The sequence below is a fragment of the Caballeronia sp. BCC1704 genome (genome assembly GCF_902833455.1).
Lineage (GTDB): Bacteria > Pseudomonadota > Gammaproteobacteria > Burkholderiales > Burkholderiaceae > Caballeronia.
Genome location: NZ_CADFFT010000003.1, coordinates 181,130 through 200,443 on the forward strand (window position 1 = coordinate 181,130; position 19,314 = coordinate 200,443).

Below are 19,314 nucleotides of genomic sequence, written 5' to 3' on the forward strand. Positions count from 1 at the left end.
CTGATCGCGGCGAAATTTCGCCGGGGTCCATCGAGGAGCGCATCTGTGAAACCGATCGAGCGGATCGCGTCGGCCCGTGTCGTGGCCGATGCACGCGCGCCCATGAGCGGCGCGATCAAGCGCGCCGAAGTCCTGCTGGCGCTGATGGCCATGCTGGCGCTCGTTCCGCGCGCCCTCCATGCGCAGGCCGCGGCGCATTCGGCTTGCGCGCCGCAAGAGGCGAGCATGCAACTCGCGCAGATCGATATGCCTTCTTCTGAGCGAGGCGCCCGCAACGCACCGGAAACGCAGGAAGCGCACGAAACGCACGAAACGCACGCGCCGTCTTCATCGCCAGACGCGCCGCTCACGAGCGCCGCACGCGATGCAGAAGCCCGCGTGCGCGACGCCGAAACCATCGCGGCGCTCTCGAAGGAGGGACAGCTGCTGCTCGCACGCGATCAGGTCAAGCTCGACGGTTATGCGTACTGCAGCATGTCGGTGGCGGCGGCGGAGCGCGGCGATTTCCGCGAAAGCATCGAGGCGGCGGCGCGTGCGCTGGTCGTCGCCGCGAAGACGGACAACGCCGGTCTCGCCGCGTTGTCGCGCCGCGATCTTGCAATCGCCTACAGCTACGCCGGCGATCTCGACGACGCCGGGCGCTACGCGAAGGAAGCCATCGCCGCGGGCCAGAACAATCCGCAACAGGTGCTCGCGCCCGCGCACAAGGTGCTCGGCGACATCGCGGCGCGGAGCGGCGATCCGGCGGCGGCGCTTGCCGAATATCGCGCGGCGCTCGACTCGGCGTCGCCGCGTTATCGGCCGCTGGTGCTCCTGTCGATCGTGAATGCGCAGATCGCGAGCGGCGATGCGGCCGGCGCGCGCGCGACCTTCGCACAGACGAAAGACGTCGACGGCACCCTGCTCGCGCCGCTCGGCAAGCGCATAGAAGGCAATCTGCTGCTCGCGGAGCACAAACCCGAGCAGGCGCTCGCCGCGTTCTCCGCGAGCGCCGCGAAGGGTGGGACCGACGCGAGTTACGACGATCTGTGGGCGCACGAGGGCATGGGCCGCGCTTATCTCGCGCTCGGAGATCGAAAGCAGGCCCGCGCCGCCTGGCTCGCCGCGCTCGACGATTCCGAATCCATCCGCGCCCGCTTTCGCAGCGACGAGTTCAAGACTGGCCTCTTCTCCGACGTTCAGACGGTCTTCGAGGAAACCATCGCGCTCGTCGTCGAGGATGGCGACTATCGGCTCGCGTGGACGCTGTCCGAACGCAGCCGCAGCCGCGCGCTGCTCGACGTGGTGCGCAACCGGCTCGACAAGAACGTCGACGAAACGCAGCTCAACGGCCGCACGCTTGCGCTCGACGACGTGCGCGGCGCGCTCGCGCCCGGCGAGGCGATCGTCCAATATCACGGCCTGCCCGATCGCATGATCGCGTGGGTGCTGCGCGCCGACGGCATCGCGGGCTTCACGCTGCCGATCGCGCGCCACGACATGACGCTCGCCGTGAGCGACTTCCGCAACGCGATCATTCGCGGCAAGCCGCAGGCGATCACTTACGGCACCAGGCTCGATGCGTTGCTGATCGAGCCGCTCGGCCTGCGTGACGGTGAGCGGCTCATCGTCGTGCCGAACGGCGCGCTGCACTATATGCCGTTCCAGGCGCTCAAGAACGCCCGAGGCTTCCTGATCCAGCGTCATGCGATCTCGCTCGCGCCTTCGGCGAGCGTCGCGGTGCAGCTCGTGCGCCGCCAGCAGCATATCGCGAGCGATCTCGTCGCGTTCGGCAATCCGCGTATCGGTCCGGATTACGAACTGCCGTCGGCGGAGTCGGAAGTGCGCGCCATCGGTCCGCTGTTCGCGCGCAACTCAACCTTCGTGCGCGGCGACGTGACGCGCAAGGCGTTCGACGACAACGCGCCGGCCGGCCGGATCGTGCATGTGGCGACACACGCGCAGGCGGACACCATCGACCCGCTGCATTCGCGCGTGCTGCTCGCGCCTTCCAGCCAGCCCGCCGATGGGCCCGACCCGCTGCTTGCCGCCGACATCTACAACCTGAAGCTCGACGCCGTCGCGCTCGTCACGCTGTCCGCCTGCGAGACGGCGCTCGGGCGCGTCGGGCGCGGCGACGAAATCATGGGCTTCACGCGCGCCTTCTTCTATGCGGGCGCATCGGCGCTGCTGGTGTCGATGTGGCCGGTCGCCGACGAATCGACCGAACTCACGATGCGCACCTTCTACGGCTCGCTTACCAAAGGCGAGCAGGCGATCGACGCGATGCGCGATGCCCAACTCGCCGTGCTCGCCAACAGCCGCTTCGCTCACCCGTTCTACTGGGCGCCCTTCGATCTGATGGGCAACTGGCGGCTTTCTGTCGCCCGCTGAGTTTCGTCCGATGCCGCCGCGCGGTCCCGATTGAGGATGTCGCCGTGAACCATGCCATGAAAACCGAACATACCGCCCGGCGCTTGCCCGTGCGTTTGCGTCCGCGCCGCCTCCCGCGCACGGCGGCAGTGGGCCTCGCCTGCGCGAGCGCGATCACGGCGTGGGCGCAGCAGGTGCCGTTGCCCGGCACGGCGCAAGTGCCGAGCGCGGGCACGCTGCTCAACGAGCAGCCGCGCCCGCCCGTCACCGCGCCGCCGCCCGGCGTCGGGGCGAACGCGCTGCCCGCGCCGATCGCGCCGCCCGCGCCCGCGCCCGAGGGCCGAAAATTCGTGCTGAAGGGCATCCGGCTCGCGGGCAACGAAACCTTGTCTGCCGATACGCTGCTCGCGCCCGTCGCCGACAGGATCGGACAGGAAGTGTCGATCAACGACCTGAACGCGATGGCCGCGCGCATTGCGCAGGTGTATCGCGATCGAGGCTATCCGCTCGCGCAGGTCGTAGTCCCGCCGCAGGACGTGACCGAAGGCGACGTCACGCTCACCGTGCTCGAAGGCAAGATCGGGCGCGTGCGGCTGACGATCGCGCCGGGGGCGCCCATCAAGGAGTCGCTCGTGCGCGGGCGGCTCGCCGCGATCGAGCCGGGCAAGCCGCTCCGGCAGGGCGAGCTCGAACGCACGATGTTGCTGCTATCGGACGTGCCCGGCATCAAGGTGAGCTCCGCGCTCGAGTCGGGCAGCGCGCCCGGCACCGTCGATCTGAACGTGACCGTCGAGGCAGCGCGCCGCTACGACTTCGCGCTCGCCGGCGACAACTACGGTTCCGCGCCTGCCGGACGCTGGCGCCTCGGCGCGGTCGGCCGGCTGGCGTCGCCGTTCGGCATCGGCGACAACCTCGACGTGAACCTGCTCGGCGCCGAGCGCGCCGATACGCTCTATGGCCGGGTGGGCTACGACGCGCCGATCGACGCCAACGGCACGCGCATGGGGATCGCCTACTCGCATCTCTATTACTACCTCGGGCAGAACTTCTCGTCGCTGCAGGCGCACGGCGACGCTGACGTGGTCACGGCGTCGGTCACGCATCCGCTGATTCGCTCGCGCAGCCAGAACCTGCTTGTTCGCGGCGCGCTGGAGTATCGCTCGCTCACGGACAAGATCGACGCCGTCGGCGTCGACAATCCGCAGAAGCTCTACGTGGCGAGCGTCGGGCTTTCGTACGAGAGTCGCGACAGCTTTCTCGGCGGCGGCTTCAACAGCGCGGATCTGCAACTGGCCTTCGCGCACCTGAACATCGATTCGGCGGCCGCGCAGCAGATCGACCAGGGGCCGAACGGACGCGACACGGCGGGCAACAGCGTGCGTCTGATCATGCAGGCCAACCGCCTCAACGCGATCACGCCGAAGACGAGCTTCTTCGTGGGCGTGTCGGGGCAATGGGCGAACCGGAACCTCGACAACTCGTCGCGCTTCGCCCTCGGCGGCCCTAAGGCGGTGCGTGCGTACTCGCCGTCGGAGGCGATCGTCGACGAAGGGCTCGTTGCGACCGCCTCGCTGCGTTACGCCGTGATTCCGACGCTGACGCTCTCCGCGTTCTTCGATATCGGCGTTGGCCGCTACAACGCGCGCTCGATTCCGGCACAGGGCGCCAACACCGTGACGCGCAGCGGGGCGGGGCTCGGCCTCTTCTGGAACGCGCCTTACGGCATCACGGTGGACGCGAGCATGGCGTGGCGCACCACCCGCGCCGACAGCACCGGCGACGACAAGGTGCCGCGCGTGTACGTGCAGGTTTCCAAATCGTTTTAGCCGATCGACGGCCCATCGGAGCGGTCACACAGGAGTTCGACATGAGCGACGACATCAGCCTTCGGACCCGCCGGCATCGCCGGGAGTGGGAGCGTGCAATCCGGCGACTCGCCCGGCGCGCCGCACGGCACGCGGGCATCGACCTCAAACCGGCCTCATTGTTGCCGCTCCTTGCGCTCGTAATCGCGCCGGGCGCGTTCGCGTTGCCGGCGGGCGGGCAGGTCGTGAGCGGCGGCGTGAACATCAGCACGCCGAACCCGAAGACCATGGCGATCACGCAGGGCTCGCAGAAGGGCATCGTCAACTGGAACTCGTTTTCGATCGGCGGGGGCGAGACCGTGAACATCTCGCAGCCCTCGCCGCAGGCGGTGCTGCTTAATCGCGTGACGGGCGGCGAGGCGAGCCAGATCGCCGGGCATCTCAACGCCAATGGACGCGTGTTTCTCGTCAACCCGGCGGGCGTGCTGTTCGCGCCCGGGGCGTCGGTGAACGTCGGCTCGATCGTCGCCTCGACGCTCGGCATTTCGGACAGCGATTTTCTCGCGGGCAAGTATCGCTTCACGAGTGGGCGCAACGCAGGCGGCCTCGTGCGCAATGAAGGCACGATCACGACGGCCGAGCGCGGCACGGTCGCGCTGCTCGGCGCTCAGGTGGACAACCGCGGCACGGTGAGCGCGAAGCTCGGCACCATCGCGATGGGCGCGGGCAGCGACATGACGCTCGATTTCGCGGGCGACGGCCTCACCATGCTCAAGATCGACGGCCCGGCGGCGCAGGCGCTCGCGAGCAACTCGGGCGTCCTTCAGGCCGATGGCGGTCAGGTGCTCATGTCGGTGCAGACCGCCGACGCGCTCGCGTCGACCGTGCTGAACCAGACGGGCACGGTGCGCGCGCAGAGCGTGGCCGAGCGCAACGGGCGTATCGTGCTCGACGGCGGCAATGCAGGACTGACGGAAGTGGCGGGCAGCGTCGACGCGACCGGCGGCGCGGGTTTCACGGGCGGCGCGATCGACGTGACGGGCCAGCACGTCGCGGTGAACGACGGCGCGAATATCGACGCGAGCGGCGGCTCGGGCGGCGGGCGCGTGCGCGTGGGCGGCGGCGCGGCGGGCAAAGAGACCGATATGCGCAACGCCGATGCCGTCTGGATGGGGCCGGGCGCGCAGATCCACGCGGATGCCCTCGGCCGCGGCGACGGCGGCAACGTCGTGATCGACGGCACGAACGCGGCCCGCGTGTACGGCACGCTCACGGCGCGCGGCGGGAACGTGGCGGGCAACGGCGGTCTGATCGAGACGTCGGCACATTTTCTGGACGTGGCGGGCGCGAACATCGATGCATCGGCGCTGCACGGCATCGGCGGGACGTGGCTGCTCGATCCCTACGACGTGACGATCACGTCCTCGAGCAGCGTCGACAGCACGGGCGGGCCGAATTTCTCCGCTTCGTCGGATGCCTCGACGATCTCGGTCGGGACCATCAACAGCCGGCTGAACGCGGGCACGTCCGTGACCGTCGATACCGGCACGGGCGGTCCGGCAATTGGCGGCAACATCACGCTGGACGGTCTGATCGAGAAGCGCGGGGGCAACGCGGCGACGCTCACGCTGCTCGCCGCGCGTTCGATTCTGATGGATCGGACGAGCGATGGAAGCGGCAACGCGGGGATCGTGGCGTCGCAGTCGAGCATCAGCGACACGGCGAGCCCGCTGTCGGTCGTGCTGACCGCGAACACCGCCGGGTACAAGGACGGCTCGGCCGAGATCCTGCTGCGTGGATCGGCGAGGACCGACGCGTTTCAGCTATTCACCAATGGCGGCGATGTCGTCATCGGCGGGCCGCAGGGTGGCGTCTCGCCGCGCGTCACGCTCGACCACGTCGACGTGGACACGCGCACGCGCACGAGCGTGTTCGGAGCCGAACTGCCGGAATACCGGATCGGCACGGATGCGCCGAGCGGGCGGATCGCGATTGACGGTTACGGGCCGGTGGACGCGATCGGCGACGCGCGCGGACTCGGCTATGGCGTGAACGTCGAAGGCGGATCCACGCTGCGAACGACGACGGGCGCGATCTCGGTGACGGGCACAGGTGGTACCGGCGGCCTCACGCTTTCCGCGACGGAGCTGCGCTCTGCGACCGGCAACGTGACCATCGACGGCACGTCGGCGGATGGCGTCGGCGTCGCGCTCGATCAAGCGACGCTCGCCTCGGGCGGCGGCGCGTTCTCGCTGACGGGACACGGCGGCGCGGGCGGCGTGCGCGCGAACTACGGCAGCATCGAGGCCGGCTCCGGCAACGTCACTATCGACGGCACCGCGCTTGCCTCCGGGTCGGTCGCACGCGCGGACGGCGTCTCGCTCGTCGCGATGCCGATTACCACGACGGGCGGCATCACCATCCGCGGCCATGCCGCGCTCGATGGTCCGCTCGGCGGCGGCGTGACCCTAGCCGCAGCGGGCGAGGGCGGCACGGTCACGCTAAGCGCGGGGTTGCCCGGCATTCGCGTCTATGGCAGCGGCAACGGCTACGAAGGCGTCTACGTGAGCGCGGGCCCGTCCCGCACTCCGATCTTCGACTACGGCTACGAAGGCCTCTACCTCGTGGGGAACGGCGCGGACAGTGGACGAGCCGTCTCGTTCGTCGCATCGGACGGCAAGGGCACCGGCGGCCCGATCGACATTCGCGGCGTGACCAACGGCGCGATCGACACCGCGTCGGGCGCCGATAGCGCCTATCACTCCGGCGCGAAGCTCGTCAACGCGAGCCTCGACGGTTCGGACATCACGCTCGCCGGCTCCGTCGCGAGCGGCGGCACAGTGGAGCAGGCAGGACTGCAGATCATCGATTCCAGCGTGGGCTCGACGGCGACGAAGACGCTGACGCTGCGCGCTTCGAATAACGCCGCGAATACGTCGTCGATCGCGTTCGATGCCGGCTCGACGTCACTCGATGCGCGCACGACGCTCGCCGCGCCTCACGGCACGCTGGTGCTCGCCCCGGGCAGCGTGTCCGCGACCACGTTCGACATCGCCGCCGACGATGCCGCGCGCGTCAGCATCGGCGTGGCGGGAGCGACCGGACCTGGCTTCACCATCGACAGTTCGCTGGGTACGCGCTTCCTGACGAGCGTGGACAACGTCTATATCGGCTCGGCGTCGCACATCGGGCACATCGCGGTCGGGGCGACCTGCGCCGCGCCGCCGTGCGCGGGCCTGCCGACCTTCGGTAATCTGTCGGTCGCCAACGAAGGCGCGGGGAGCGAGGGCATTGCCTTGCTCTCCCGCGTTTCGCTGGGCGGCCAACTCATTCTCGATTCCGCCGGACCCGTGTCGCAGAGCGCGTCGATCGGCGCCGGCGGGCTGCTGCTCGGCGGGCCGGGCACGTTCACGCTGACGAACCCCGACAACGATTTCGGCGGAGTCGCGCTCGTCGGCGTGGGCAATACGACGCTCGCGGGCACGAAGCTTTACGTCTCGAGCGGAAGCGGCACCGTGTTCGACGCGGGTACCAACGCCTTCCGGGCGATCGACGGCAGCACGCGCTCGACGCTCGCAGGCGACCTGACGCTGACATCGACGCGCGAGGGGGTCGACATCGGTATGCCGCTCGAGAACGTGTCGGGTCACGACGTTACCGTCGATCTGCGCAGCGCCGATTTCCTCCGTATCGCTGCGGACATCACGTCGACGGCGGGCGCGCTCGATCTCGTCGCCACCGCGGCGAACGAAGTGTTCGTCGGCGGCTTTCCCAACGATGACGGAGCGGCTTCGCGCGTTTCCATCAAGAGCAACGGCGGCAACGTGACGCTGACGGGCAAGGGCGCCACCGTGAACAGGTCAGACGAGCCCTCGTACAGCACCGGCGCGGGTGTCGTGCTGCGTCTCGCCGACATCGACACGCGCGCGGGCGCGGCGAGCGGCACGCCGTCGTCGACGGGCGGCGCGGTGACGATCCGCGGCACCATGCCCGCGCCGAGCGGCAACGACGGCTCGTTTCAGGACACGCGCGCGGGCGTCGAAGTCAACGACGCGACCATCACCACCGGCAGCGGCGATGTCACGCTCATCGGGCAAAGCCTGAATCCGGGCGTCGATCCGGGCGGCGGCGTGGTTCTGGGCAGCGCCGCGCAGTTCCGCAGCGGCGTGAGCGGCCCCGCGGACATCATGACGGGCACCGGAGCAATACGCATCTACGGCGCCGGTAGCGGCCCGGGCTTTGCCGGCGTGACGGTGGGGAACGGTTCGTCGATCACGAGCGCGGGCGGCGCCATCGACATACGCGGCAGCACCGCGAGCGCCTACGACATCACCGGCTCGGGCAGGTCTTCGCCCACATACGGCGTGCTGCTGCTGAACGGCTCCATCGCCGCGAACGCGCCGTCCGGCGCGGTATCCATCGCCGGTTCGACGTCCACCGCCGATGCGGGCATCGCCTACGGCGCCGTGCCGCTTGCCGGCTTCCCGCCGCTGAGCGCCGGACCGTTCTCGATCACCACGGGTCAGGGCGGCGTGATCTCGCTGCGCGCGTCGAACAACGGCACGGCCACGAGCCTCCTCGGCCGCGGCGGCGCGGGCTCGATCGATCCGCAACGCGGCCTGCTCGCGGTTTCGGCTGCATCGGTCGACCCGTCGAGCTTCAAAGTCAGCGCGCGCGACGGCGTGCCGATCACGCTGTTCGGCACCAGCGCGGCGCCGGGGCTGACCATCGACAATGCGACCTACCAGACCTTCTCGGCCCAGCTGCAAACCCTCGTGCTCGGCTCGCCCACGCAGACGGGGCGCATCACCGTGGCGGGTCCGTGCGCGGGCGGCGCGGGTTGCGCGACGCGTCCGGTGGTGGCGACGAGTCTCACGCTCGAAAGCACCGGCGAGGGCAGTCAGGGCATCGACCTGCCTTCCGGCATCGCGCTGCCGGCGAACGCCACGCTCGCGCTCGACACGGCCGGCACGGTCAATGATCCTGGCGGCATTCAGGCGAGCACGCTGCTGCTCGCGGGCGGCGGCGTCTTCAATCTGCTCGATCCGAACGATGTGGATACGCTCGTCGTCGCGGGCGCGGGCACGGTGAACTTCAGGAACGCCGGCAGCTTCACGATCGGCGCCGGCAACGCGAACGGCGTCGATGAGAACGGCCGCGTCGTGCAGATCGGCGGCCAGCAAGGCACGCTCACGGGCGATCTCCTCGCAATCTCAGACAACGGAAAGATCACGCTCGGCGCCCACAACGCGCCGCTCAACCTGCGGGCGGGCGGCAGCATCGACCTCGTGATGGACCACGCAGTGTTCGACAACCCGTTCGGCAGCACGCTGGGCGCGGCCAACGCATGGCGCGTGTGGGCGACGAACTGGCAAGGCGAAAACCGCAACGGCATCGATCCGGGCGGAGCGTTGCCGAACTTCTATGGCTGCGTGTACGGCGGGCTGTGCTGGAGCGGCCGGCAGTCGATGGATGTCGTGTCGGGCAACGGCAACCACTTCGTGTACACAGAGCGGCCGAAGGTCACCGTCGAGATCGGCAGTCAGGAACGTTACGCCGGAGAAGACAATCAGCCCTTCGCATACTCGCTCGGGCAGCGCTTGCCCAACGGCGACAAGCGAAACAGCGTGTTGACCGGCTCCATGAGCTCACTGGCGGACCGCAATTCGCCGCCTGGACGCTATGCGATCGACGGCACGTTTTCGTCGGCTGTCGGCTACGACGTGACCGTCGTTCCGGGCACGTTGACGGTGAAGCCCATCGATCCGGTCAAGCCGGTCCGGCCGGTCAAGCCAATGAGGCAGACGCCCGCGATCACGCAGACGGACCCCCTCGTGCCAAAACAAGGCGCGGTCTTCGATCGCACTGGCCTGCAGCCACTCTTCACCGCGCAGGAACAGAGCTTCGTCTACGAGAGCAACCTCGGCGGGGTGAACGTCTGCGTGGGCACGAGCGAGCCGATCCTCGCGCTGCAGCAGTCAGAAGGACCGACGGATTCGCTCGCCTCCGAATGGAAGCGCGTGCGCTCGCGGCCGAATCTGAACAACTGTCTCGTCGTGAACGGCCAGCACGGCTGCGGCGAATTCTGAACACGGAGCCGTGATGATCGACATCGAACCGCTGCTCGCGCCCGCCGCGACGATGCCGCCGGCCGGCGTCGATCTCGAATACGATCCGGCGTTCCTCGCTCTCGAAGCGCTCGCGCGCGGCAATCCCGAGCGCCAGTTCGAAGCGCTCGCCGAGCCGACCGCGTGGCCCGAGGTGCTCGAAGAGTCGCAGGCACTGTTGGCGAGGTCGAAGGATCTACGCATCGCCGTGGTCTACACGCGGGCAGCGGCGCGCGTGCATGGCCTCGTGGGTTTTCATGCGGGCCTGCGACTCTTGACCGGCCTGTTCCAGCGCTACTGGGACAGCCTCTATCCGCCGCTCGACGCTGATGACAACGACGATCCCGTGCTGCGGATCAACGCCCTCGCGCCGCTTGCCGACGCCTATACGCCCTTCGCCGAAGCCGAAACGCTGCTGCACGACCTGCGCGACGCGGAAGTATGTCGCGCGCGCGGCGAGCGGTTGACGGTGCGCGACATGCTGCTCGCACAGGGCAGGCTCGCGGCAGGCGCAGGCGCGAGCGCGGCGACGCCCGCGCGGGTCGAAGGCATGCTCGCCGATGCGTTCGCGCAAAATCGCGAGGTTTTCGACGCGGGCATCGACCTGCCGCGCGCGGTTCAGGCGCTCGGCGCCGTCATGACGGAGCGGCTCGGCGCGGAACGCGCGCCGCTGCTCGACAAGATGATGGACACGGCGCGCTTCGTGGCCACGCAGTTTCACGCGGTCGCGCAAAAGGAAACGCAGATGCCCGACGACACGACACAAGCCAGCCCGACGATCGTCGCGACGATGAGAACACGTCCCGGCGAAATCGCGACGCGAGAAGACGCCATCGCGCTGCTCGACGCGGTCTGCACGTTTCTCGAACGCACCGAGCCGGCGCATCCCGCGCCACTATTGATTCGCCGCGCGCGCGGCTGGCTCGGCAAAGACTTTCTCTCCGTGATGCAGGATCTCGCGCCCGACAGCCTCTCGCACATTCGCCTGATCGCGGGCACCAAGCCGCAGTGACGCTTTCAAACGAGCCGCGCGCGAATCGTCTTTCAGGCGTGGCTCATGCTCACGCAAAGGAGGCCTCATGGCTACCAGCAGTCAGAAATTTATCGCCCGCAATCGCGCGCCGCGCGTGCAGATCGAGTACGACGTCGAGACCTACGGAAGCGAGAAGAAAGTCCAGCTTCCGTTCGTGATGGGCGTCATGGCCGACCTCTCCGGCAAGCCCGCCGAACCGCTTCCGCCGGTCGATCAGCGCAAGTTCCAGGAGATCGACATCGACAATTTCGACAGCCGCATGAAGGCGATGCATCCGCGCGTCGCGTTTCAGGTGCCCAACAAGCTGACGGGCGAAGGCAATCTGAGCGTCGACATCACCTTCGATACGCTCGACGATTTTTCTCCCGCCGCCGTCGCGCGCAAGGTCGACTCGCTCGCGAAGCTGCTGGAGGCGCGCACGCAACTTGCCAATCTCGTCATCTTCATGGACGGCAAGAACGGCGCCGAGGAACTGATCGCGCGCGTGCTCGACGACCCCGCGCTGCTCAAGACGCTCGCCACGGTCACGCCGGACACAGCCGCTGCCGCCGCCGAATCTTCGACCCCCGCCGCCGAGTGAGAAACCACCATGTCCGACATACCTCAAACGCTGGAAGCCAAACACGAACTGCAGGGCGCGATGCTGGAAGGCGACGACCTTGCCGCGCTGCTGAACCGCGAGTTCCGCCCCAAGAGCGACGAAGCGAAGACCGCGGTGCAGGCGGCGGTGCAGACGCTCGCGCAGCAGGCGCTCTCGCAGACGAAGATCATCTCCGGCGACGCCATCCGCTCGATTCAGGCGATGATCGCCGAGATCGACAAGAAGCTGACCGACCAGGTCAACGAAGTGATGCATCATCCCGACTTCCAGAAGCTGGAAGGCTCGTGGCGCGGCCTTTACTACCTCGTCAACAACACGGAAACCGACGAGATGCTGAAGATTCGCGTGATGAACATCTCGAAGAAGGACCTTGGCAAGACGCTCAAGCGGTTCAAGGGCGTCGCGTGGGACCAGAGCCCGCTGTTCAAGCAAATCTACGAGCATGAATACGGGCAGCTCGGCGGCGAGCCGTTCGGCGCGTTCATCGGCGATTACTACTTCAATCAGACGCCGCCGGACGTCGAGCTGCTCGGCGAGATGTCGAAGATCGCGGCTGCGGCGCATTCGCCTTTCATCGCCGCAGCCGACCCGAGTCTGCTCCAGATGGATTCGTGGCAGGAGCTTGCCAATCCGCGCGACCTCACGAAGATATTCGGCACACCGGAATATGCGAGCTGGCGTTCACTGCGCGCGTCCGAAGACTCGCGCTATATCGGGCTTGCAATGCCTCGGTTTCTGGCTCGCGTGCCGTATGGCGCGAAGACGCAGCCCGTCGACGAATTCGACTTCGAGGAAGAAACCGGCTCCGCCGATCATTCCAAGTACACGTGGGCCAATTCCGCCTACGCGATGGGCGTGAACATCACGCGCTCGTTCAAGCTCTATAGCTGGTGCTCGCGCATTCGCGGCGTGGAGTCGGGCGGCGCGGTCGAAGGCTTGCCCGTGCACAGTTTCCCGACCGACGACGGCGGCGTCGACATGAAGTGCCCGACGGAGATCGCCATCTCGGACCGCCGTGAGGCCGAACTGGCGAAGAACGGCTTCATGCCGCTGATTCATCGTAAAAACTCGGATTTCGCGGCGTTCATCGGCGCCCAGTCGCTGCAAAAGCCCTTCGAATACGAAGACCCCGACGCCACGGCCAACGCCGCGCTCGCCGCGCGCCTGCCGTATCTGTTCGCGTGCAACCGCTTCGCGCATTATCTGAAGTGCATCGTGCGCGACAAGGTAGGCAGCTTCAAGGAACGCTCCGACATGGAGACGTGGCTCAACAAGTGGATCACGCAGTATGTGGACGGCGATCCGGCCAATTCATCCGAGCACACGAAAGCGCAGAAGCCGCTCGCCGCCGCCGAGGTGAAAGTGCAGGAAGTGCCGGGCGCGCCGGGCTACTACACGTCGCAGTTCTATCTGCGTCCGCATTATCAGCTCGAAGGGCTGACGGTGTCGCTGCGGCTCGTGTCGCGTTTGCCGTCGCAGAAGCAAGCGGCCTGACTTTGGGCTGTGCCGGTCGATGCCCGCCTCACACGGCGGGCATCTGCAATACCGTGGTTGCCGACGCATCGCCCACCCACACCGCGCTTGCGGTGAAATTGTCGTGTCCGGGCCGCGCGCTTTCGCGCAGATGCTCGACCATCAGATCGAGCCACGCGGCGGGAGTCGGCACCCGTCCGATCGAGTCGATCATCACGGATTCGTCGAGATACTCCCAAAAGCCGTCGGTGCAGAGCAGGAACGCGTCGCCATCGGCGATCGGAAAGGGCTCGGTCGACACCGCGATGTCGAGATCATCCGCCGTGCCGAGCGCCGAGAACAGCACGTTGCGGCGCGGGTAGCTGCGCACGTCGCGCGCTTCGAGAAGATTCGCGTCGATCATGCTTTGCACGAGGCTGTGATCCTGCGTCTGCACGACGGTCGCGCCGCGCCGGAAACAATAGAGCCGTGTGTCGCCGCAATGCGCCCACGACGCATGCCCCGCCGCCTCGTCGATGCCGAGCAGCGCCGCCGTGGAACGCATCTGCGCGAGTTTGCCGTCGTGTTCCTGAGCGTCGATGATGGCATCGTTCGCGCGCAGCAGCACGCGCAACAGGTTCGGCCCGGTGAGCGCGACGCCCGCCTGCGCGATCCGCGCGAGTTCGGCGAGCACGGTCTCGACCGCGATGCGCGAGGCGGTGTCGCCGCCGCCATGACCGCCCGCGCCGTCCGCGACCACGCACGCGAACAGCGCCGCGTGCCGCCATTGTCCGTGAGCGTCTTCGTTGCGCGAGCGACCGCCGGCATCGCTCACGCTCGCGGTTTGCAGTTGCATGTCGGTTCTCCGGCGCGCGTTATCGGCGCGCGCGGCGTTTCAGTTCGCCGATTTGCGCTTCGTAAGCGGCGACGAATGCGCGGCCGAACAGCATGTGGAAATCCTCGGTCGCCTCGCTCGAGAGCTGGCCGTACAGTTCCGTGAAGAGAACCCAGCAGCGCGCGCGGCGCTTGTTGCCGGACATGAGATCGTCGAACCGCGAGCGAGCGGGCAGGCGCGCCTCGATGCGCTGTGGCTCGAAGCGCTCGAAAACGCCGTCGAGTGCCGCGCGCATGCCCGCGACCATGCCGACCTGATGCGCGCGCAGGTCGGCGCAGGCATCGGCGAGGGCGGCGGCGGGCGGCATGAAGCCGCGCACCGGCGGACTCAGCAGATGCGTGAGCGCCGCGTCCACGTTCGGCGAGAACTTCAGCGGATTGTTGTCCGCCGCCGCGATGATCGTCGCGTCCGTGCGCATCTCGCGCTTGAACGCGGCGCGCGCGCAAAGCAGATCGAGCGTCCCCTGGATCGATTCTCGCAGTAACACGCCGATGAGCTGCATCAGCGCGGGCGTGAGCGCTTCGATGCGCAAGCCGGGGGCGGCGAGGCCTTGCAGCAGTGCATCCAAGAGCGCGCGCTGATCGTCCTGCACGACTGGCGCTGGCGAAGGCGAAGGCGCGGCGCGCGCGCTCGGCGGCGTGAATGCGCTGTGCAACTCAGCGCCGGCGTCGGACTGCGTGGCGGGCGGCGCGACGGGCCGCGCCGCGCCGGTCAGACTCGCGAAAGGGTCGTCGTCGTGGGCGGTGTTCGGCTGCGTGATCGGTTCGATGAGCGGACTCACCGCCGAGGACCCACACGGAGCAAGCGAGAACAGTTCGTCGATGGAGCGCCTGGATGCGGGATCGTCGAACTCGAAGTCGAAACGGTCCTCGGGCGATGCCAGCGGTTCAGCCGCGGCGGGCACATCGAACAGACCCGCGAACGGATCGTCCGGCGCCGCGGCGCTCGCGTGCGATGCCTCGAACGCCGTCTCCGTGCACTCTTCGGCGGAAACTTCGGCGCGCAGCTGATAGCCGCCGATCTGCACCTCGTCTCCATGCGCGAGCGGCACTTCCTGGCCGGGGTCGAGCGGCACGCCGTTGACGAGCGCGGGATTGCTGCCGCGATCCGTGAGCCGGTAGGTGCCGTCGCGCCACGCAATTTGCGCGTGCATGCGCGACACGGTGCGCTCGGCGTCGTCGAGCACGAGGCGGTTCGTCAGCGCGCGCCCGATCGTGCCGCCCTCGGCATCGAAACTTGCCGCGAGCGGTGTGCGCGGCGGCTGCCCATTATGACGAGTGACCGTGAGTGTCAGCATGGTTCAGTCGAACGCGTAAATAAAGTCGTCCGCGCTCGCCGACAGACGAATACGCCCGAGCGCGCCGCCTTCGGTGAGCCGCGTCAGATACTCCGTGGAAATGCGCGGCAGCACGGTGTTGGTGAGCAGCGCATCGATCACGCGCCCGCCCGACTCCGCCTCCGTGCAGCGCGACACGATCAGCCGCACGGCGTCGTGGTCGTAATCGAACGGAATGCCGTGATTGTCCGCGACGCGCCTCCGGATGCGCTCTAGTTGCAGACGCACGATGTCGGCCATCATCGCGTCCGAGAGCGGGTAGTACGGCACCGTGACGAGCCGTCCGAGCAGCGCGGCGGGAAAGACGTCGAGCAACGGCCCGCGCAGCGCGGCCGTGAGCGATTCGGGCGACGGCGCGGCCGCAGAGTCGCGGCACATCGACATGATGACATCCGAGCCGACGTTCGAAGTCAGCAGAATGATCGTGTTCTTGAAGTCGATGTAGCGTCCCTCGCCGTCCTCCATCCAGCCCTTGTCGAAGACCTGGAAGAAGATCTCGTGCACGTCGGGATGCGCCTTTTCCACTTCATCGAGCAGCACCACGCTGTACGGCCGGCGGCGCACCGCCTCCGTGAGGATGCCGCCCTCGCCGTAGCCCACATAGCCGGGCGGCGCGCCCTTGAGCGTGGAAACGGTATGCGCTTCCTGGAACTCGCTCATGTTGATGGTGATGACGTTCTGCTCGCCGCCATACAGCGTTTCCGCGACCGCGAGCGCGGTTTCCGTCTTGCCGACGCCCGAGGTGCCCGCGAGCAGGAACACGCCGATCGGCTTGTCCGGATTGTCGAGGCGCGCGCGCGACGTCTGAATGCGCTTCGCGATCATGTCGAGCGCATGGCGCTGGCCGATCACGCGGCGCTCCAGCGAGTCGGCGAGCCCGAGCACGGCGGCCAGTTCGTTTCTCATCATCTTGCCGACGGGAATGCCGGTCCAGTCCGCGACCACGCCTGCGACCACGCCCGCATCGACGCTCGGCAGAATGAGCGGCGCGTCGCCTTGCAGTTCGGCGAGACGCGCGTTGAGTTGGGAAAGACGCGCGAGGCGATCGTTGCGTGTCGATGGCGGCGTATCGACGGCTTCGCCTTCTTCGCGCAACGACGCACGCAGCGCGAGCAGTTCATCGACGACGCGCTTCTCTTCGTTCCAGCGCGCCTCCAGTCCGCCGAGCGCATCGCGTTCGCAGGCGAGCGCCGCCTCGACATCCGCCGCGCGCGTGCCGACATCCACGCCGACAGTCGCCTCGCGCGCGATGATCTGCGCCTCCACGTCGAGCGCTTCGATGCGGCGGCGGCAATCGTCCACTTGCGGCGGCGTCGCGTGCTGGCTGACCGCGACGCGCGCGCACGCGGTGTCGAGCAGCGACACGGCCTTGTCGGGCAACTGGCGCGCCGGAATATAGCGATGCGACAGCCGCACGGCCGCCTCGATGGCTTCGTCGAGCAACTGCACGCGATGATGCCCTTCGAGCACGGCCGCCACGCCGCGCAACATGCGCACGGCTTTGTGCTCGTCGGGTTCGAGCACCTGCACGACCTGAAAGCGCCGCGTGAGCGCCGGATCTTTCTCGATGTGCTTCTTGTACTCCGCCCACGTCGTCGCGCCGATGGTGCGCAAGTCGCCGCGCGCGAGCGCCGGTTTGAGCAGATTGGCCGCGTCGCCGGTGCCGGCCGCGCCGCCCGCGCCGACGATCGTATGCACTTCGTCGATGAAGAGAATCACCGGCTTTGGACTCGCCTGCACGTCCTCGACGACCTGGCGCAGCCGCTGCTCGAACTCGCCCCTCATGCTCGCGCCCGCCTGCAAGAGACCGAGATCGAGCGACCAGAGCGCGACTTCGCGCAAGGGCGGCGGCACGTCGCCGCGCGCGAGGCGTTGCGCGAAGCCTTCCACCACGGCGGTCTTGCCCACGCCGGCCTCGCCCGTGAGAAGCGGATTGTTCTGCCGCCGTCGCATCAGGATATCGACGAGCTGGCGGATTTCCTCGTCGCGGCCGGTGACCGGATCGAGCTCGCCCTGACGCGCCTTCGCGGTGAGATCGGTGGCGTACTTGTGCAAGGCTTCCTGGCGGCCCATGCTCGCGGGCGCGGTCTCGTCGCCGGCTGCGGGCGCCTGCGCATGCGGCTCGTCTTCCGCTTCCTCGACCGAATCCGCGACGATGCGCGCGAAGTTGTCCGACAGATCTTCCGGCTTGATGCGCTCGAACTGCCGGGAGATGCCGATGAGCACATTGCGCAGCCGCTGCGTCTTGAGCATGCCGACGAGCAGATGGCCCGTGCGCACTTTCGTCGCGCCGTAGAGCAGCGTGCCGTACACCCAGCCGCGCTCGATCGCGTCGGTGATGTGCTCGGAGAGATCAGAGATAGCGGTGGCGCCGCGCGGCAGGCGATCCAGCGACGCGGTGAGATCGCGCGCGAGCGTGGCCGCGTCCACGCCGTAATGCGCGACGATGCGCTCCATGTCCGAGCGCGGCGTTTCCAGTATCTGCATGAGCCAGTGCGAAAGCTCGACATACGGGTTGCCGCGCATCTTGCAGTAGACCGTCGCGCTTTCCACGGTCTTGTAGCCGAGCCTGTCCAGCTTGCCGAACAGCGCCACACGACTGATTTCCGCCATCGTCCGACTCCTTTGAACGCCCGCGAGCCGACCGAAGGCGCGGCTTTCCGATAAGACGGCGCTCATGCCGCGTTTTTGCAAAGCGCATCGGCGTCGAGCGCGAGATCGGCGCGATCGCTCGTGCGCTCGGCAGTGCCGAGCCACGCCGAGTAGCCGAGGCGTCCGTGGCGGCCCGGCCGCGCGGTAGGCACTTCCTTCGCGGCAAGCACGAGCTGCGCATCCCACGCAAGTTCCCCGTTCAGATGGCGTCTGACCAGCGCCACGAGCGTCGGCAGCGCGCCGCCGCCCGGCAGAAACGCCTCGTATTGCGCGAGCGTGAGGGGCCCGAGCACGAGCCGGAACGCATGCTGGCGGTCCCACACATGAGCGCCGAGGACCGCGCCCTGGCCGAGCGACGCAGATCGTCCCGCGCGCGAACGCAGCGCGGTGCGCTCGTCGCGCGGCAGCGTCATCCAATGCCCGCGGTACGGCTCGACTTGCACCGGCACGCGCATCAGCGCGGAGGCCATGGCTTCGAGCACGTCGGCCGGCCGCGTCTGCATGTTCAGCAGGCCCGCGAAGTGCAGCTTCGCGTGGTCGGAGATGGCGTCGCGCCCCTGCGTCGCCGGATCGGCGTGGCCGATCAGCGCGCCCGCATAGAACGCGAAGCGATCCTGCGCCGGACGATCGAGCCCGTTGACCGGACGGCCTTGCGCCCACGCGCGATAGAACAGCAGCAGGAAGCGATGCAGCAGCATATCGAGCAGCCGCGCGAAGGCCGTGTCGCCATGATGCAGCGCGCGCTCGCGGGCGAAATCGGTCAGATGCAGCGGCAGCGGCCCGTTGGGGCCGAGCAAGCCGAAGAAGCGCTGCGCGAGGCGCGGCGCATGTCCGTCGCCATCGCGTGACAGCCCGGCGAGCGGCGCGGGCGCGAACGCGAGCGAGACGTCCTGCGCGAGCCGCAACGGTTCGTCCGCGGGACGCGCGCCTGTGCCGAGGCGCGGCAGGTCCGGAGTGAGCGCCTCGACGTGCCGCATTAGCCGGTAGAAGTCGTGTCGATGCGGCTCGGCGGCGACGGCGTCGAACAGTTCCAGAAGCGCGCGCGTGTGCGCGGGCGCTTCGGAGGGCGTGGGCCGCACCG

Annotated in this window: 10 protein-coding genes; 6 read left to right on the plus strand and 4 right to left on the minus strand. The window is 68.2% G+C overall.

Annotation, left to right across the window (positions count from 1 at the left end; all coding sequences use genetic code 11):
• Positions 1-45: 45 nt before the first annotated feature.
• From HWX53_RS16535 to tssC, 6 genes are all read left to right on the plus strand, one after another.
• Positions 46-2,373, plus strand: coding sequence for a CHAT domain-containing protein (locus tag HWX53_RS16535; protein WP_244140155.1), 2,328 nt, complete (start codon positions 46-48; stop codon positions 2,371-2,373).
• A 56-nt stretch (positions 2,374-2,429) separates the two neighbouring features.
• The gene (locus tag HWX53_RS16540; RefSeq protein ID WP_175942777.1) at positions 2,430-4,178 is read left to right on the plus strand and encodes a ShlB/FhaC/HecB family hemolysin secretion/activation protein; all 1,749 of its coding nucleotides are present in this window, start codon (positions 2,430-2,432) and stop codon (positions 4,176-4,178) included.
• Between the two features lie 41 nt (positions 4,179-4,219).
• Complete coding sequence (locus tag HWX53_RS16545) at positions 4,220-10,246, plus strand: filamentous hemagglutinin N-terminal domain-containing protein (protein WP_175942779.1); 6,027 nt, start codon at positions 4,220-4,222, stop codon at positions 10,244-10,246.
• 13 nt (positions 10,247-10,259) lie between these two features.
• Positions 10,260-11,276 carry a type VI secretion system protein TssA gene (gene tssA / locus HWX53_RS16550; RefSeq protein ID WP_175942781.1) on the plus strand — a complete coding sequence of 339 codons (1,017 nt, stop codon included), beginning with the start codon at positions 10,260-10,262 and terminating at the stop codon, positions 11,274-11,276.
• A 67-nt stretch (positions 11,277-11,343) separates the two neighbouring features.
• Positions 11,344-11,877, plus strand: a complete 534-nt coding sequence (gene tssB / locus HWX53_RS16555; protein ID WP_175942783.1) for a type VI secretion system contractile sheath small subunit — start codon at positions 11,344-11,346, stop codon at positions 11,875-11,877.
• A gap of 60 nt (positions 11,878-11,937) precedes the next feature.
• Complete coding sequence (gene tssC / locus HWX53_RS16560) at positions 11,938-13,392, plus strand: type VI secretion system contractile sheath large subunit (protein ID WP_208454803.1); 1,455 nt, start codon at positions 11,938-11,940, stop codon at positions 13,390-13,392.
• Between the two features lie 28 nt (positions 13,393-13,420).
• On the opposite strand, the gene HWX53_RS16565 is transcribed toward tssC, so the two are convergent.
• The 4 genes from HWX53_RS16565 to tssG form a co-directional block, all read right to left on the minus strand.
• Entirely contained in the window at positions 13,421-14,206 is a 786-nt protein-coding gene (locus HWX53_RS16565) for a PP2C family serine/threonine-protein phosphatase (protein WP_175942787.1), read from the minus strand.
• Positions 14,207-14,225: 19 nt separating this feature from the next.
• A complete protein-coding gene (gene tagH, locus HWX53_RS16570) occupies positions 14,226-15,542 on the minus strand; it encodes a type VI secretion system-associated FHA domain protein TagH (protein ID WP_175942789.1) in 1,317 nt (438 codons plus the stop codon).
• A gap of 3 nt (positions 15,543-15,545) precedes the next feature.
• Positions 15,546-18,194, minus strand: coding sequence for a type VI secretion system ATPase TssH (tssH, locus tag HWX53_RS16575; RefSeq protein WP_175942791.1), 2,649 nt, complete (start codon positions 18,192-18,194; stop codon positions 15,546-15,548).
• Positions 18,195-18,256: 62 nt separating this feature from the next.
• Positions 18,257-19,312: a type VI secretion system baseplate subunit TssG gene (gene tssG, locus HWX53_RS16580; RefSeq protein ID WP_244140156.1), complete on the minus strand. Its 1,056-nt coding sequence runs from the start codon at positions 19,310-19,312 to the stop codon at positions 18,257-18,259.
• Positions 19,313-19,314: the final 2 nt, after the last annotated feature.

What these genes read in the sequence shown, in the direction of transcription:
- HWX53_RS16540 (WP_175942777.1), top strand. Translation starts at nt 2,430, where the DNA reads ATGAAAACCGAACATACCGCCCGGCGCTTGCCCGTGCGTTTGCGTCCG.
- tssA (WP_175942781.1), top strand. Translation starts at nt 10,260, where the DNA reads ATGATCGACATCGAACCGCTGCTCGCGCCCGCCGCGACGATGCCGCCG.
- tagH (WP_175942789.1), bottom strand. Translation starts at nt 15,542, where the DNA reads ATGCTGACACTCACGGTCACTCGTCATAATGGGCAGCCGCCGCGCACA.
- tssC (WP_208454803.1), top strand. Translation starts at nt 11,938, where the DNA reads ATGCTGGAAGGCGACGACCTTGCCGCGCTGCTGAACCGCGAGTTCCGC.
- HWX53_RS16545 (WP_175942779.1), top strand. Translation starts at nt 4,220, where the DNA reads ATGAGCGACGACATCAGCCTTCGGACCCGCCGGCATCGCCGGGAGTGG.
- tssH (WP_175942791.1), bottom strand. Translation starts at nt 18,194, where the DNA reads ATGGCGGAAATCAGTCGTGTGGCGCTGTTCGGCAAGCTGGACAGGCTC.
- HWX53_RS16565 (WP_175942787.1), bottom strand. Translation starts at nt 14,206, where the DNA reads ATGCAACTGCAAACCGCGAGCGTGAGCGATGCCGGCGGTCGCTCGCGC.
- tssB (WP_175942783.1), top strand. Translation starts at nt 11,344, where the DNA reads ATGGCTACCAGCAGTCAGAAATTTATCGCCCGCAATCGCGCGCCGCGC.